This window comes from Pseudomonas algeriensis, assembly GCF_048847255.1.
Classification (GTDB): Bacteria; Pseudomonadota; Gammaproteobacteria; order Pseudomonadales; family Pseudomonadaceae; genus Aquipseudomonas.
The window spans coordinates 225,913-240,118 of the sequence record NZ_JBKKRK010000001.1 but is presented as its reverse complement, the minus strand read 5'-3'; the positions used below and the strand labels follow the sequence as shown (position 1 = coordinate 240,118).

At 61.7% G+C, this 14,206-nt stretch carries 12 protein-coding genes; 4 read left to right on the top strand and 8 right to left on the bottom strand.

Features of this window, described 5'->3' with window-relative positions; translation table 11 throughout:
- Nucleotides 1-15 precede the first annotated feature (15 nt).
- Nucleotides 16-1,752, bottom strand: coding sequence for an OPT family oligopeptide transporter (locus tag ACLK1G_RS01040; RefSeq protein WP_420763695.1), 1,737 nt, complete (start codon nt 1,750-1,752; stop codon nt 16-18).
- A gap of 229 nt (nt 1,753-1,981) precedes the next feature.
- Here ACLK1G_RS01040 and ACLK1G_RS01035 point away from each other — a divergent pair, with 229 nt between their 5' ends.
- The 4 genes from ACLK1G_RS01035 (at nt 1,982) to ACLK1G_RS01020 (ending at nt 5,469) form a co-directional block, all read left to right on the top strand.
- Nucleotides 1,982-2,752: a substrate-binding periplasmic protein gene (locus tag ACLK1G_RS01035; RefSeq protein ID WP_420763694.1), complete on the top strand. Its 771-nt coding sequence runs from the start codon at nt 1,982-1,984 to the stop codon at nt 2,750-2,752.
- A 1-nt stretch (nt 2,753) separates the two neighbouring features.
- Complete coding sequence (locus tag ACLK1G_RS01030; protein ID WP_420763693.1) at nt 2,754-4,097, top strand: GGDEF domain-containing protein; 1,344 nt, start codon at nt 2,754-2,756, stop codon at nt 4,095-4,097.
- A 23-nt stretch (nt 4,098-4,120) separates the two neighbouring features.
- A complete protein-coding gene (locus ACLK1G_RS01025) occupies nt 4,121-4,855 on the top strand; it encodes a substrate-binding periplasmic protein (RefSeq protein ID WP_420763692.1) in 735 nt (244 codons plus the stop codon).
- A gap of 83 nt (nt 4,856-4,938) precedes the next feature.
- Complete coding sequence (locus tag ACLK1G_RS01020) at nt 4,939-5,469, top strand: cupin (RefSeq protein ID WP_420763691.1); 531 nt, start codon at nt 4,939-4,941, stop codon at nt 5,467-5,469.
- A gap of 23 nt (nt 5,470-5,492) precedes the next feature.
- Here ACLK1G_RS01020 and ACLK1G_RS01015 read toward each other — a convergent pair whose 3' ends face one another.
- From ACLK1G_RS01015 to ACLK1G_RS00985, 7 genes are all read right to left on the bottom strand, one after another.
- Nucleotides 5,493-6,401: a hypothetical protein gene (locus ACLK1G_RS01015; RefSeq protein ID WP_420763690.1), complete on the bottom strand. Its 909-nt coding sequence runs from the start codon at nt 6,399-6,401 to the stop codon at nt 5,493-5,495.
- Nucleotides 6,398-7,093, bottom strand: a complete 696-nt coding sequence (locus ACLK1G_RS01010) for a hypothetical protein (protein WP_420763689.1) — start codon at nt 7,091-7,093, stop codon at nt 6,398-6,400. The genes ACLK1G_RS01015 and ACLK1G_RS01010 overlap by 4 nt, the downstream gene beginning before the upstream one ends.
- A 120-nt stretch (nt 7,094-7,213) precedes the next feature.
- Nucleotides 7,214-9,280 (bottom strand): maltose alpha-D-glucosyltransferase, encoded by a 2,067-nt coding sequence (treS, locus tag ACLK1G_RS01005; RefSeq protein ID WP_420763688.1) that lies wholly within the window; start codon nt 9,278-9,280, stop codon nt 7,214-7,216.
- Nucleotides 9,281-9,459: 179 nt separating this feature from the next.
- Nucleotides 9,460-10,713: a lipase family protein gene (locus ACLK1G_RS01000; protein ID WP_420763687.1), complete on the bottom strand. Its 1,254-nt coding sequence runs from the start codon at nt 10,711-10,713 to the stop codon at nt 9,460-9,462.
- Nucleotides 10,710-11,693, bottom strand: a complete 984-nt coding sequence (locus ACLK1G_RS00995) for an alpha/beta hydrolase (protein WP_420763686.1) — start codon at nt 11,691-11,693, stop codon at nt 10,710-10,712. The genes ACLK1G_RS01000 and ACLK1G_RS00995 overlap by 4 nt, the downstream gene beginning before the upstream one ends.
- Entirely contained in the window at nt 11,690-12,718 is a 1,029-nt protein-coding gene (locus ACLK1G_RS00990) for a phosphoglycerate dehydrogenase (protein ID WP_420763685.1), read from the bottom strand. The genes ACLK1G_RS00995 and ACLK1G_RS00990 overlap by 4 nt, the downstream gene beginning before the upstream one ends.
- Before the next feature lie 30 nt (nt 12,719-12,748).
- A complete protein-coding gene (locus tag ACLK1G_RS00985; RefSeq protein WP_420763684.1) occupies nt 12,749-14,146 on the bottom strand; it encodes an OprD family outer membrane porin in 1,398 nt (465 codons plus the stop codon).
- Between the last annotated feature and the right edge of the window lie 60 nt (nt 14,147-14,206).

Below are 14,206 nucleotides of genomic sequence, written 5' to 3'. Positions count from 1 at the left end.
CCTCGCCACGGGGGCTCACAGATTACCGAGCATCTGCCACAACGAAGCCCCCACCCCGGTAATGCTCTCCCCGGCGATCAACCCCGCCGCCGCCGTGATGGCGAAGCGTTCGGTGAGGCTCGGCCAGCGGCAGCTCACCAGCCAGGTCAGCACGGCGCCAAGGGCCATCATCAGCGACACCGAGGCCGGCAGGACAAACGCCAGGCCCAGGGCAGCCGTGCTGGGCAGGTAGCGGGCGCGATGGGCCGGCAGCAGGCTGTCGAGGATGCCCAGCAGCAAACCGACGGCGCCGCCGATGAAAATCGCCCAGCGGATGCTCACCGACAACGAGTCCAGGCCATGGGTCAGGGTTTGCGCCACGGCCTTCCAAGTGGCGACGGCCGGGGCCGGCCATTCTTCGGTGAGCAGCATGGTTTGCGGGTCGGGGATCAACGCCAGGTAAGCGAGCACGCCGACGATGCTGCCGATGAAAATCCCCAGCGTCTGGGCCTGCAGTTGCTTGCGCGGCGTCGCGCCGATCGCCCGGCCGACCTTGAAATCATTCATCAGGTCCGTGCATTGCCCCGCCGAACCGCCGGCGGTGTTGGCGCTCATCAAGTTGATCGGCACCTGCCCCGGTGCAACGATGCCGAAGCTCAGCTGGGACAGTTGCCCAATGGCGCCAATGGGCGGAATTCCGGTGGCGCCGACTACCCGGGCTGCCACCGCCGCCAGGCAAATGGCCAAGGGAATGGTCAGCAGCGCCATCCAGGGATTGATGCCGAACAACATGGCTTGCAGGCTGACCACCAAGACGATTGCCAGCAAAAAACCAACGGCGGGCCCGGCCTTGGGCACCACCCAGGACGCCGCGCCACTGGCCTTGGTTGAGCGGTGCAGCGACCACAAGCGGATCGCCAGGGAAGCCAGGGTCGCGCAAACCATCAGGCTCACGCCCGGCCACAGCAGCCATTCCACCAGCACGGCGAATTGCGGGCCGCTGCTGCCGGGCGGCAAGTGCACGAGGCCATTTTCCAACAGCCACGGCGCCAACCCACCCCACGCCAACAGCGCGCCGAGCAACAGGGTCAGGCCGACACGGATGCCGATGATGCCGCCAAATCCCACCAGCAATAGCGACGGATCCGCGGTAAATGTCAGCCGCTCCAGTTGGGCGCTCGGCGACCAGCGCGGGATGGCCCAGACGAAGGTATCGACCCACTTGGCGAACCCGGACAGCACGGCTGCGCCGAGCAGCACCTTGAGGCGCGTCGCGGCTTCGTGGCCGTGATTGTAGATATGCAACAAGGTCTCCAGGGTCGCCATGCCCTCGGGAAACCTCAGCGCCTTGTCGTTAAGCAGCGATGGCCGCAGGTACCAGGCAATCCAGATACCCAGGAAGCTCACCGAAAATACCCACGCGACCATGGGCAACGCGTCGAGTTGCTGGCCGGTCAGCAAGGTGTACGCCGGGATCGGCGCCACCAGCCCGCCGGAAATGATCGATGCCGCGGCCGACGCCACGGTCTGGTTGATGTTGCTCTCGTGGAGCGTCCAGGGCAGCCGGCCGGAGGATCGCTTGGCCAGGCCCTGCCAGATGCCGTAGCCAACCAGCAAGGCGATGATCGACATGTTGAACGACCAGCCGATCTTCAATCCCGCATATACATTGGAGGGCGTCAGCAAAATACCCAGCACGATCCCGGTGATTACCGCGCGTGGGCTGAACTCGCGCTCTACGGGGCGCACGTGGGAGGTCGAGGTTGGATCCATGCGAATTCCTTATCGGCAGAAAACAGCGCGTTCACCCGGGGCGATGACCTAACAAGTGAGCGTTGTATTGACGGAAGGTTCACCGGCGCGTCCTGGCGTCCGCGTGATAGAGCGGTCGCCCGGAAGATGCGTAGCTGCGCTCAAGCAACACCCTCACCCAGCCGATAACCTGGATGACGAAGGCCCTCAGGCCTCGCCAGGCTCTGCTGGCTGCATAGGGTGATGATCAATGGCTTCGCTGCTTTACCGCTTACTGATGTGTGGCGCCCTGATGCTCCTGGTTGCAGGTGGATCGGCGTTGGCCATCGCGGCTGAGCCGCCACTGCGCATCGTCACCGAGGAGTTGCCGCCCTACAACATGACGCAGGACGGCCGGGTGACCGGCATGAGCACCGAAGTGGTCGAGGCTGTGCTCAAGGAGATCGGCGTCGAAGCGTCGATCCAGCCCATGCCTTGGGCGCGGGCCTATGAACTGGCGCTCAATGAAAGCAATGTGTTGATCTATTCCATCGTGCGCACCCCGGCGCGCGAATCGCTGTTCCAGTGGATCGGCGCCATCGCCCCGACCCAGTGGTATATCTATTCACTGGCCGAGCGGCCGGTGAAACTCGACTCCCTGGCCGATGCCCATGGGCACCAGATCGCTACCGTCAATCAGGATGTGGGCGAGCAGTTTCTCGTCTCGAAGGGCTTCCGCATCGGCGAAGAACTTCAGTCCAGCACCAAATATGAACATAATTACCGCAAGCTCAAGGTCGACCACGTGGAGCTGTGGATTTCCAACGAGCTCAATGCGCTGTACCTGACCCGTCAGAACGGCGAAGACCCGGACAAAGTATTGATCAAGTCGCTGGCGCTGCCCGAACTGAGCAGTGCCGACGGCCTGAGTATGGCGTTCAGCCGCAACACGCCGCCGCAGACCGTCGAAAAATTCCGCGCAGGCCTGCAAGCCATACGTCGCAACGGCGTCTACGATGCCATCGCGCGCAAGTGGTTATGAGATGGATAGCCATCTCACACCCCCACCCTCTCAACGGGCACAAGCCAAGACCCTCAGCTCCCTGGGTCGGCGCCTGGTCCTGGCGACCCTGCTGTTCTGCCTGTTTTTCACAGTGGCGATGGTCACCTGGCGCACCTGGCTGGCCTGGGAAAGCAACCTGACGGACATGAATGCCGAGCTGGGGCTGATCGACCAGGTTTTCCGCGACACCTTGGCTCATGCGATCTGGGAGATGGACCGCGACTCCCTGGACAAACAGCTTGCCAGCGTCGCCAAGGCCGCGCCGGTCGGACGCGTGGCGCTGAATGTCCTGCGGCCCGGCCGGTCGCCGGAAATCATCGAGCTCAATCGCTACACCACCGGTAACGAAGGGGTAGCACCGGTATTGCACCGCGAGCTCATCGCGCAGCCTTATCTCGGCGCCCACGAAAAAGTCGGCGAGCTCATCATCGAAGGCGATAACCAACTGCTGTGGCAACGCCTGTGGGGCGAAGCGCGCAGCATCGTCATCACCCAGATCATCCAATCCATGCTGCTGGCGGGCCTGGTCATGACCATGTTCAACCGCCTGGTGACGATCCACGTGGTGCATATCGCCCGGCACCTGGGCGAGCTCGAGCCACAAACACTCAAGCACCACCTCAAGCTGCAGCGTTCGGTGGATCGCCAGGACGAGTTGAGCTTGCTCGAATCCCAGGTCAATGAACTCCAGGACAATCTCCACGCCCACCTGGAGCGCCAGCGTTCGGACGAGCTGGCGATCGCCGCCAGCCGCGATCAACTGGTCGAGCTGGTCGAGGCGCGCACCGCTGAGCTCAAGGCCGCCAACCAGGCCCTCGAAGCCTTGTCCCGTCACGACGCCTTGACGGGCCTGGCCAACCGTCGCCATTTCGACGAGCTGAAGGAAGTCGAGTTTCGCCGCGCCATGCGCCACAAGACGCCGCTTGCGGTGCTGATGTGCGACGTCGATTTCTTCAAGATCTACAACGATACCTATGGCCATATGAACGGCGACCAATGCCTGCAACAGATCGCTGAAACCCTGCGCGAGGTCTTCGGCCGCTCTGGCGAGCTGACCGCACGGGTCGGTGGCGAGGAATTTGTCGTCCTGCTGCCCAATATCGACGCAGGGCAGGCCTGGGAGGCGGCCCAACGCTTGCGTGGCGCCCTGGCCGAACGCCAACTGCCCCACAGCGGCTCATCGATCTCCCCATTCGTCACCCTGAGCATCGGCGTCGCCGAGCTGGACCCCGAGGCCATGGATCATTTCGACCAATTGATGCAACGCGCCGACCAGGCGCTGTACCGGGCCAAGCACCAGGGCCGCAACCGCGTGTCCCTCTAATCATCGCCAAAACCGAGGTCTGTATGCGCCACTCATTGATGCTCTGTTCATGGGTATTCCTGGCCTTGAACAGCCTTCAAAGCCAGGCCGAAACCATCGAGGTCGTGACCGAGGACTCGTTGTATGCCTATCTGCGCGACGAGAAATTGGTCGGCCCCGGTATCCATATCGCCGCCGATACCTTGAAGCAGGCCGATCTCGACGATTTCCACATGGCCCTCTACCCCTGGGCGCGGGCCTATGAAATGGCGCTGCGCGAGCCCAACGTGCTGATCTTCCCGCTGGATCGCACCCCGGCCCGTGAACAGCTGTTCAAGTGGGTCGGTGAAATCCATCGCTCCACCAGCCGGCTCTACAAGCTGCGCGACACGGCCCCCATCGCCATTGGCACCCTGGAAGAGGCCAAGCAGTACAGCATCGGCGTGGTACGAAATGACGCCAAGCAGGTTTATCTGCAAGGTCGTGGCTTCAGCCGACTGGTCGTTTCAGCGAATAACCACGATAACTTCCAGAAACTGTTGAACCGTCAGGTCCAGCTCGTGCCGATGCCGGAGAACACCGCGCGCCTGATGTGCCAGGATGCCCGGATTGACTTCAATCTGCTGGAGGAGGTCTACGCGCTGGATGAGCAGCCCCATCGGGTTTACCTGGCGTTCAGCCTGAGCACACCCGACGAGACGGTCGCCAAGGCACAACGCGCTTTCGAACAGCTCAAGGCTTCGGGTGAAGTGGAGCGGATCATGAAGGAAAAGCGCTGACGCGCGGCACCGGTGAGCGACGTTGAACTCTCCCATCGAAGGCACCGTCTAGCCCATAAAGGCACAGATGTGGAGCTTCTTCCATGAGCACGCTCAACGCACTCCCGGATTCAATCCAGACCTTGTTGCTGGAACGCAACGATTGGGTACCCAACAACCCACGCCTGCCGGTGATCGTTTACCGTGATGCGGTCGCGACCCATACCGACGATCTGGCCGCCCGCCTGGAGCAGACTTTCCGCGCCAACGGCTGGCCACCGCAATGGCGTTACGGGATCTACGACTTTCACCACTATCACACTGAAGGCCACGAAGTGCTCGGTGTTGCCAGCGGCAAGGCTCGCTTGATGATCGGTGGCCCCAACGGCCAAATCATCGACGTCAAGGCCGGTGATGCGCTGCTTCTCCCCGCCGGCACCGGGCATTGCAACCTGGGCTCCAGCGAGGACTTCCTGGTGGTCGGCGCGTATCCACCCGGCCAGCAGGCCGACATCTGCCGCGAAGCGCCGAGCGAGGCGCAACTGGCAAACATCGAAGGGTTGCCGTTTCCGAATCGGGATCCGGTGCAGGGTGCCAACGGCGGCGTCAGCCGGTTTTGGACGGACCAACGCTGACATCTGGCCGAACATATGAGCGGTCAGCGGCCGTATACCTGGCGCAACTGCTCCTGAGTCAACGCGTCCTCGAACGGCACCGGCACTGATTTCACCGCGCCGTAGAGGTTGCGGTAGCGCCAGTAATTCCCATTGTTGGCCAACTGATAACCGCGCTCGACTACACGCTGCCCATCAAGCACATAGCGCAGGGTTTCCTGGGCCGCTTCCGGCGGCGCCGGCAACATCAGGTCGGCAGCCAGCACACGCATCGACTCATCGATACATTCGTCGAGCGCCGTCGTCACTTGCGCCAGGTCCAGCGAGCCGTCGTCGACACAACGCTTGCCGCAACGCCGGATCGGCTGGCTGGAGACTTCAATGCGCATGCGATACAACGCCGAACCGGCGATGTCCTGGACCTGCACCTGATTGATCAATACGAAGCTGCCACGATCAGGGGTCAGCATCAGCTTGGGCTCGATCACCAGGCGGGCACTGATATCTCCCGCGCCCTGCTTGAGACCCGCTGCCAGCGAAGCCTGCTGGAAACGCTGTTGCAGGCGCTCCTGCAACGGCACGCCGGCAAGCAGGTCCGCCAACGGCCTGGACTCCTTCGCGGCGGTTTGTTCGGCATCGCGTTGCAAGCTACCGCTGCCCATCTGGGTATTGATCAGGCTGGCAACCAGCAAACCGGCAAGCCCAGCAGCGTTGCCGGAACTGGCGACCAGGTTATGACTCGACGAAGCAGCCTTCTGTGCGGCCTCGGCGTCCACCACGGTACTGGCGCCGACAAACGCCTGGGGCAGTTGCAGGTCAACCTTCACCCCGTGGGTCTGGACATAGGACACCGCGTCCGGCGTTTTGAAACCGGCCGGCGGGGCTGGCTTCTGCGCGCAACCCGCCACCATCAGCAAGGCCACCGAGCCGAGCGCTATCAATCCGCGCTTCATTGCTCGAACGGTGTGATCATTTGCTGGCGACTCGTGTCCATCGCCTGGTAAAAGGCGTTGGTCAGATTGGTGTAGTTCGGTTCGTCCCACTCGCCCTGGGCTGCCTGCACAACGGAGAAAGGCTTGAACCACAGGAGCCGGTTGTCGGCCAGATCGACCACCATGCCCTGCCCGCCCACCTGCGCCATGGGGACGCTGGTCGGCACGATGCTGTAATAGCTGCGGGTAGCGCCTGTTCCCATCACGTTCACCAGCAGCAGGCGATCGACACCGTAGGTGGCCTTGATCGGCGTCAGGTCACGGGTGGTGTAGCCTTCGCGGAAACTGACTTCCTTGTATTTAGTCAGGTCCACCGGCTCGTTGATGCGCTTGGCCTTGTAACCCTTGGCCTGCAATTTGGCCACGATGGCGTCCGGCAAGGTGTTGAGGTCGCGTACTTGCCATTTTTCAACGTTATCGCTGAGCTTGCTGTTGACGCCTTTATTGATGGCCAGGTCCAGCAACCCCTGATTGCCGGTCAGCGCCAGCACCGGCTCCGGCACCACGTTGATCGCCACGCCAATGGTCGGCTCCTTGGCGTCCCAGAATTGATGGTCCAGCGGTACCGGCGGTTGAACGTGGGCGCAACCGGTGAGGGTCAGGCAGGCAAGAACGGTCAGTGTCGCGAGGGTGCGAAGCGTACGAAAAGACATGTATCAAGTCCCTATGATTAAAATCGATGCTGCTCATATCGGCAGCTGCGGCAATAACAATAGTGGCATATTGATATTTATCTTTTCAATCTTCCTCACGGATCAAAGACTTCGACTCCCTCAGATCATCGGCGAACTGCTCACCACCCGCAACGCCAGCCCCTCGTACGCATCCAGGGTAATGGTGAACTCGCCTTCCGACGTAAGATCCCCTTCGACTCGCTCATTGATGATGTCCACCACCGGTCCCGGCGCGATATCTGGCAGATGGAGGGTTTCAGTGATGGGCGTCGAGCCGAAATTCAGCGCGGTGATCTGCGTGCCTTTGCCGGCCGGCAGTTCATGGACCATGATCAGCAACCCTGGATGCTCAACGTCCGGAATCAATATCTGGCGACTCGCGGCGATGTCGTAGGCCCGGCGCGCGGCCAGGATTCTGCGCAGTTGCGAGGCGAACGAATCCGGATCCTTCAATTGGCTCGGCAGGCTGCCATACAACGTCCTGGCGCGGGGCATTTGCCCGGCAGACATCGGCGCTTGCGGGTTGAGGTCTACAAGGTCGTAGGCGCCGCGATGGATCCAGCGCGTATCGCCGTCGCGCATCAAATGCTCGACCTGCTCCGCCGGCAACGGCAATGCCCCCACCAGATCCCAGCCTGACAAGGCGAACACGCCCGGCTGCATGGCGTTGAACATCACCAGTAGTAGATGCACCTGGCGAATCTGCTGGATATCGGCGGCGGTGATGGCATCGAGGTCGCGGATGCCCAGCGCGGCGGTGATGATGCTGGCCGTGGTGCAGGACACGCCGTTGGTCACGAACCTCAAGTTGTAAGGCGCATGTTCACCGGACAGGCGCTCATACATCTGCTCGCGGATGTGCTCGCGCAAGATGTTGCCGGGAAACGTCTGGCCTTGGTACAGGTAGGTGTCATGGGCGTGCAGCGTCCAGAAGTGCACCAACTCAAGGGTCAATTCGTCGTGGTTTTGCAGCGCGTGGATCAGCGACCCCGGATCGATGCCAAAGGCGTGCATCTGGCGCAGCATCAAGCGCAGGAATTCGGTATCGCCCATCAGCAAGGCATGCTGGTAGGCCGGTCGCGTGATGAAGTCATAGGACAGGTCCGCCCCGCCGTGGGACATGGCGGCGATGTCATCCAACGTCAGGTTCAATTCCTGGAAACTGAAACCCCCTGCCTTGCGAATCGCACCGCCGAGCAGCTGGTTACCGGTGATCGACAGCGGGTGGCTCTCGGACCATGCAGTGCCATCGAGCTTGCGCTCGACGCCCAGGAAACCGTTGGCGTCCAGGCGCAGGATCTTCGCCCCCATGCAATCGATGGCGTGCAGCGCATCGCCAATGATCATCTGTTGCGCGGCAAAGCTTGGGTCAAGCCAGTTCAGCGACGGCTGCCCTTCCTTGAAGTAATGCAGGTAGACCCAACGCCGCGGCTTGCCGTCCACCCCCATGACGACGGGGGTTGCGCTCCAGTCGGTTTCCTTGACGCCGGGTTCGAAGAAGATCACCCGCTGCAACTGGCCGACGATGTAGTGCTTGTCGCGCAGGGCATCCACCTGCTGCGCGGTGAGATTCTGCGCGTCGCGCCCCTCCTCGACTTCAGGCAACAGCGGCCAGTCTTCCTCGCGGATCTCCACCATGTGGTAGAGGCCTGGATAGTCGTCGTAGGCCATCTCCGCCAGGCGGAAATCCGCGCCCTTGCCGGTGTGGGACGGGATGACGTCGTCGATGACCACGGCATTGTGGGCAGCGGCCATGCGTGTCAATGCCTGCAACTGGGCCTCGGTGCCCAGTTCCGGGTCGATGTCGAAGCTGATGCGATCGAAGTTGCCGTCGATCGTCGGCGTAAATTCAGTGCCGTGCAGGCCTCCGGACCTTTTCAAGGGGCCGTTGTGGATGCCCTGGATGCCGATCTTCGACAGCGCATGCCACAAGGTTTCATCCCCCAGCGCTTCGAGCACCGTGCCATCTTCCCGGGTGACGATGGAGGCCGGGTACGCGGTGAACCAAACGGAGGATAGCGCGCAGGCGTCACGGGGCCGGGTGTGTGCGAAGGGCTGTTGCCACAGGCGCCCTTGTCCCGAGTAAAGCTTGGCCCGCTGCCTCGCCGCCTTGAGCATCGATTGCTCCACCAGCCAGTCGACATGGTTTTTCTCAGCCATCGTCATGAAAACAATCACCCGTCATAAGGAAAATCGGCCCGCCGCCTGGTATCCAAGGCGCCGCTTATGACTCATATGAGGCCGTGGCCTGGCAATCGTTGCATTGGGACGGTTCGCGAGATGGCAAACCCGCCAAAACCGTGGCGAGGGAGCAACTTCCCTTGCCACATAGGTCTACTCAGCACTCAGTCGTCGTTGAACAGCGCTCCTTCGTCTCTCTCCCCCGGCGGACCAGGTCTTTGCAAGGTGGCGCAATTCGAACCATCGCCCTGCCCATCGAGTCGGGCCCTGACGAATGCGAAGGCATCTTCCAACGAACCGTGCAACACCCCGTCATGCCCCAGGCCTTCATAGGTGCGCCAAGTGACGGGGTTGCCGGCGGCGCACAACGCCGCCGCGACCGCGTACTGCCGCTCTGGCGTGATCGTCTGATCTGCCTGGCCGGTGGCGATGAACAACGCAAACGCAATCGAAGCCTGCGGCATGTCGGTGGACGGGATGCGCGCTGCGTTCAATGCCTCGGGGGTGATTGTCAACAGCTCTGCAAACGAACCGATCCGCAAAACCTTGGATTTGAGCGCAATGTCACGGGTACAGCCCTGCCGGGCGACGTCCAGCAATTGGAGGCCCTTGGCGGTCAGGATGGTTTCGATTGGCGGTCCGTCTTCGCGCAGGCCACCGGACGCCAGGACCAGGAACACGGTGTTGGTTTGGCGTGGCGGCAGCGCAATGGGGCCTTGGGGAAACGTGCTGTTCGGCGCCGTGAGTATCGCCCCCAGGATAGGCAGTTCGGGTGCGTAGGTCGTGGCAAGTATCGCCGCGCCCAACGCCGCCCCGCCGCCCTGGGATTGCCCGGCGAGGAACGTGCGAGGGGCGATCAGCCCTGGTCTGATGGCGCGGGCAGCGCGAATCGAGTCGAGAACGGAACGTCCCTCGGCCTGCCAGAATGTATAGGGATGCGGCCCCGGGCCGCCCAGTCCTTGGTAGTCAGTCACGACCACCGCGAACCCTCGCGCCAGCCAACGATTGATGTACGCCGCGTCACGGTCGCGCAGCCCCGTCCAGGACGGCGCGCACGCATCGGCGATCCCCAGCGTACCGTGGGCCCAGGCCAGCAGCGGCCAGCCTTCGGCGGGGGGATTGCCCGCCGGCAGGTATAACACGCCGCTGACCGGAACGAGGCCGGAATGCCAGCGTTCGTCAACCGAACTGTAGAGCAGGCGTATCGCCTGCGCGGCGGCAGGCATTAGTGCCTGCACTGGCATGCGCTCGTTTCGCAGCAGCGTACCCGGCGATTCGGGCATTGCCTCAGGCCAGCGATAAAACGCCGACAACTGCACATCCCCGGCAACGGGCCCGACAGGCAGCGTACCGGCGGCCATGCCAACGGATGCCGCGACGCAGGCCCATGCAAAGGCCGCGATTCGGAAAACATTCATGGAAGGTTCGCCTGATTGGGAAGCGCCTTGCGCAACGCGTTGCCCTGAGCAGCGAGTACGTTGCGCGCGATGGGCGCCACTTCATTGAAACGGATAAAACCGTGGGTCATGTTCGCCAGGACTTGCAGGCTCGTCACCACACCTGCGTCCTTCAAGCGCTGCGCCAACGCTCGGTTTTCGTCCAGCAGTGGGTCCAGCTCGCCAATGACCAATCGCGTCGGCGGCAGGTTCGTCAGGTCAGCCGTGATTGGCTGCACCCGCCAGTCGTCCTCATCATCGGCCAGATAGCTGGCCCAATAGGCGCTCATGGTTTCGACTGACAGATTCTGCCCTGCATATCCGCCCAACCGTTGCCACGAGTTGGAGGTCATGTCCCGCGAGTAGCTGCCGTAGAACAGCAACAGCTGGCGCAGCGCATCGATCCCCGCGTCACGCAGCGCAATGGCCGCGCCCAGGGCCAGGTTCGCGCCCGCCGAATCGCCGCCCAGGGCATAGCCGCGCACCGGGCAGTCGGTGATTGCCCCGAGCTTGATGACACGGCTGACGATCGCTACCACCTCGTTGAACGCCACGGGAAAGCGATGCTCCGGCGACAACGCGTAGTCGATGGAGAGCACCGCCAGGCCACTGTCGCGAACCAACTGACGCAGCGGCGCGTCCCAGCCGGCCAGCGAACCATGGCGAAATCCGCCGCCATGGCAGTAGAACATCAAACAAGGCGTCTCATCGCCCTCCGGCCAATAAAGCTTGCAGGGAACCGTTCGGCCGTCGACGCGAAAGCCCAGCGTGCGCTCGTAGCTCAGGGGCACGCTGCGGTGCGCCGCCCACGCATCGATCCGCTCCAACTGGCCCCGGACGCTCTGCACATCGCCCTGGACAATCGGAAGCAGGCCCTGTTGGCGCAGCGACGTCGCCACCGCGAGCAAGTCGGGATGAACCGGCGGGCGTGAGTCCGGCGACGGGTTTTCGCTACGACTCATGGCCACACCTGCGTGCCGGCGGGTCGTCGTCCGTCCGCGATGACGCAATGGGCGGGCGGGCTGCGCCCTTGCAGGACGGCCACCGCGCACTGGGCGGCAATCAGGTTGGTGCGATTGAGCCCCTCGACCGTGGAGGCCCCGACGTGGGGCGTCACGACCACGTTCGGCAGTTGAATCAATCGTTCGGTCACAGGTAAAAGCGTGGGGTCAGACTCGCTTTCGAAGACATCGAGCCCCGCCCCTGCCAACCGGTTCTCACGCAGCGCGCAGAGCAGATCCGCATCGCGCACCAACCCGCCCCTCGCGGTGTTGATCAACACCGAGGACCCCTTCATCAGTCTCAATGCGTGCTCGTCGATCAACCCTTGGGTTTGAGGATTGAGAGGCGCATGAAGGGTGACGAAATCGCTTTCCTCGAGCAGCGTTTCCAGACCAACGAATTTACCGTGGGCGATACCGTCGAGCTGTGTTTTGTGAGGATCAGGGGTAAAAATCAACGGTGTAACTTCAAACCCGGACAAGCGCTGCAGAACGCCCCGGCCGATCCGCCCCATCCCGACGACGCCCACCGTCTTGCGGTACAAATCGCCGCCCAGGGGGATCGACCAATCCCCTGCGGACAATCCCGATTGGCAGCGCTTGAGTTGGCGGCACACAGCGAGCATCAATGCCACGGTGTGGTCGGCGACGCTTGCGTCGTTGCCGCCGATCGCTATGGTCGCGACCTTCCCCGCCGCTACCACCGCCGCCGTATCAACCCGTTCGTAACCCACACCGCGACGGGCGATGACCTGCAAGCGCGGGAGCGAGCCCAACAGGCTGGACGTGATAGTCGCGTGCCCGACGATCCAGCCATCAGCGTCCTTCAAGATGTCGGTCAGTTGCTGTTCACTCAGGTCGCCGTCCGCTTGCCCGGGCGCCAGGTCGGCGACGACTACATCACAGCCGCGGCTCTCCAGGAAGTCGGTCGCCATGGCATCGAAGAATCGCTGTGTGACCACTATTTTATGACGAGGTGTAGACATCTCGAGCCTCTCGATAGAGCGGTTGAACTTCTAAAATGCGTAGTCCAGATAGACCCGCGCCTCCGAACCGCTCACCACGTTATCGGGTTGAGCGGAAACCAGTGCGACGAAGTCCTGGTTAATCCGGTAGTTGATATAAATCAGGCCCACGGAAAGTCCTGCGTATTCTTTTTCGTCGAAGCGATAGTAGAGGCGATATTCATTTTGTCGCTCGGTCACGTCGGTGCGTCGACCGCTGAACGGGTCGGTCGCGTCAAACTCACCTTGTTTATAAATAGTCATGACCTTGAAACCATCCAGCGAAGCGCCCAATAAAGAATGCCCGCTCAAGTCATATTCGGCGCCAATCTGCCAGGTTCGCTCACCGTCGTTATTGAAATCATTGCCGGAGCGTGTCCAGGCATCCATCCGGCCGTCAACATTATCGCCGTGGTCGAAGTAGGCATAACCCAGTTGCCCGTTGCTCAACTTTGCCTGGGTCTCGGAAAAAGAAAGACCCAGGCGAAGTTTATCGAGCAATAAACCCAGGTTGATATTCAACCATGTCGCGTCATCATCGTAAGCCGCCTCACCCGCCTCCCAGTCACGCTCCCAGATTCGCCCGGCTTTCTGGAACTCATAATATTGGGTGTCCAATACCACACCGGCTTTGTCGCCCAGCGGCGCTTTTAATGTCAGCCCATAACGGGTGTTTTCATTGAAGTCCCGCGCCACCCCGTGGGCGTAACCCAGCTCGACAGCTTTCAAGTCGTAATTGATGCCGTAGGTATACAGATCCTTGATTTCCTCGCCCGTCTGGCTCAGCAGGTGCTCGAAGTCTTCCCTGTCCCGAGGCGAGGTGCGGTTGATATAGGCGGTTTCGAACCCCAACGTGCCAGGAAGCGGACCGATCCCCATCTCGGTGAAGTTCAAATGGGCGCGGCCTCCCTGGTAGGAGCCGGGAACGATCCGAGTGTCCAGCGTGACCAACGTTCCGGCGTCGAACCGCCCCCGACCTACTTGGGAATCGGCATTCCAGCCGTTGCCCTCGTAACGCAACTTGAAATAACTCTGTCCAACTTTGGCAAAGCCCCCGTTGGTGCCGTCAGTATCGTCGAACAGGTCCCGGCCATTGTCTTTTGAATCGACCATTGCCACGCCATACAAAGAGGCATCAATCCCTACAACCCCGGCCCAATAACCGGAGTTGTAATCCAGGATCGCACCGACGCCTGTGCCACCCAGCTCGGCACCGTCCGGAAAACCGCCAAAGCGATCTTCGATCAAATCGTTGGCGATACGCGTATTGATATAGACCGAACGAAGATAAGCATTCAACTTCCCTTCATGCTGGAACCTGTCAGGATCACTGATGGTTGCCGAAAGGCAAACTTCAGACATTAACAATGTCGACAGGAACGTCATAGCGACGGCGTTAATCGATTTCATCGACCACCTCTCTATTATTTTTATTTTGACGTGAGCAGACGCGAACTGGCGTCCTTTGAA

Excerpts from the sequence above, each read along its gene's own strand:
- ACLK1G_RS01040 (WP_420763695.1), bottom strand. The coding sequence starts at position 1,752 with ATGGATCCAACCTCGACCTCCCACGTGCGCCCCGTAGAGCGCGAGTTC.
- ACLK1G_RS01035 (WP_420763694.1), top strand. The coding sequence starts at position 1,982 with ATGGCTTCGCTGCTTTACCGCTTACTGATGTGTGGCGCCCTGATGCTC.
- ACLK1G_RS01030 (WP_420763693.1), top strand. The coding sequence starts at position 2,754 with ATGGATAGCCATCTCACACCCCCACCCTCTCAACGGGCACAAGCCAAG.
- ACLK1G_RS01025 (WP_420763692.1), top strand. The coding sequence starts at position 4,121 with ATGCGCCACTCATTGATGCTCTGTTCATGGGTATTCCTGGCCTTGAAC.
- ACLK1G_RS01020 (WP_420763691.1), top strand. The coding sequence starts at position 4,939 with ATGAGCACGCTCAACGCACTCCCGGATTCAATCCAGACCTTGTTGCTG.
- ACLK1G_RS01015 (WP_420763690.1), bottom strand. The coding sequence starts at position 6,401 with ATGAAGCGCGGATTGATAGCGCTCGGCTCGGTGGCCTTGCTGATGGTG.
- ACLK1G_RS01010 (WP_420763689.1), bottom strand. The coding sequence starts at position 7,093 with ATGTCTTTTCGTACGCTTCGCACCCTCGCGACACTGACCGTTCTTGCC.
- treS (WP_420763688.1), bottom strand. The coding sequence starts at position 9,280 with ATGACGATGGCTGAGAAAAACCATGTCGACTGGCTGGTGGAGCAATCG.
- ACLK1G_RS01000 (WP_420763687.1), bottom strand. The coding sequence starts at position 10,713 with ATGAATGTTTTCCGAATCGCGGCCTTTGCATGGGCCTGCGTCGCGGCA.
- ACLK1G_RS00995 (WP_420763686.1), bottom strand. The coding sequence starts at position 11,693 with ATGAGTCGTAGCGAAAACCCGTCGCCGGACTCACGCCCGCCGGTTCAT.
- ACLK1G_RS00990 (WP_420763685.1), bottom strand. The coding sequence starts at position 12,718 with ATGTCTACACCTCGTCATAAAATAGTGGTCACACAGCGATTCTTCGAT.
- ACLK1G_RS00985 (WP_420763684.1), bottom strand. The coding sequence starts at position 14,146 with ATGAAATCGATTAACGCCGTCGCTATGACGTTCCTGTCGACATTGTTA.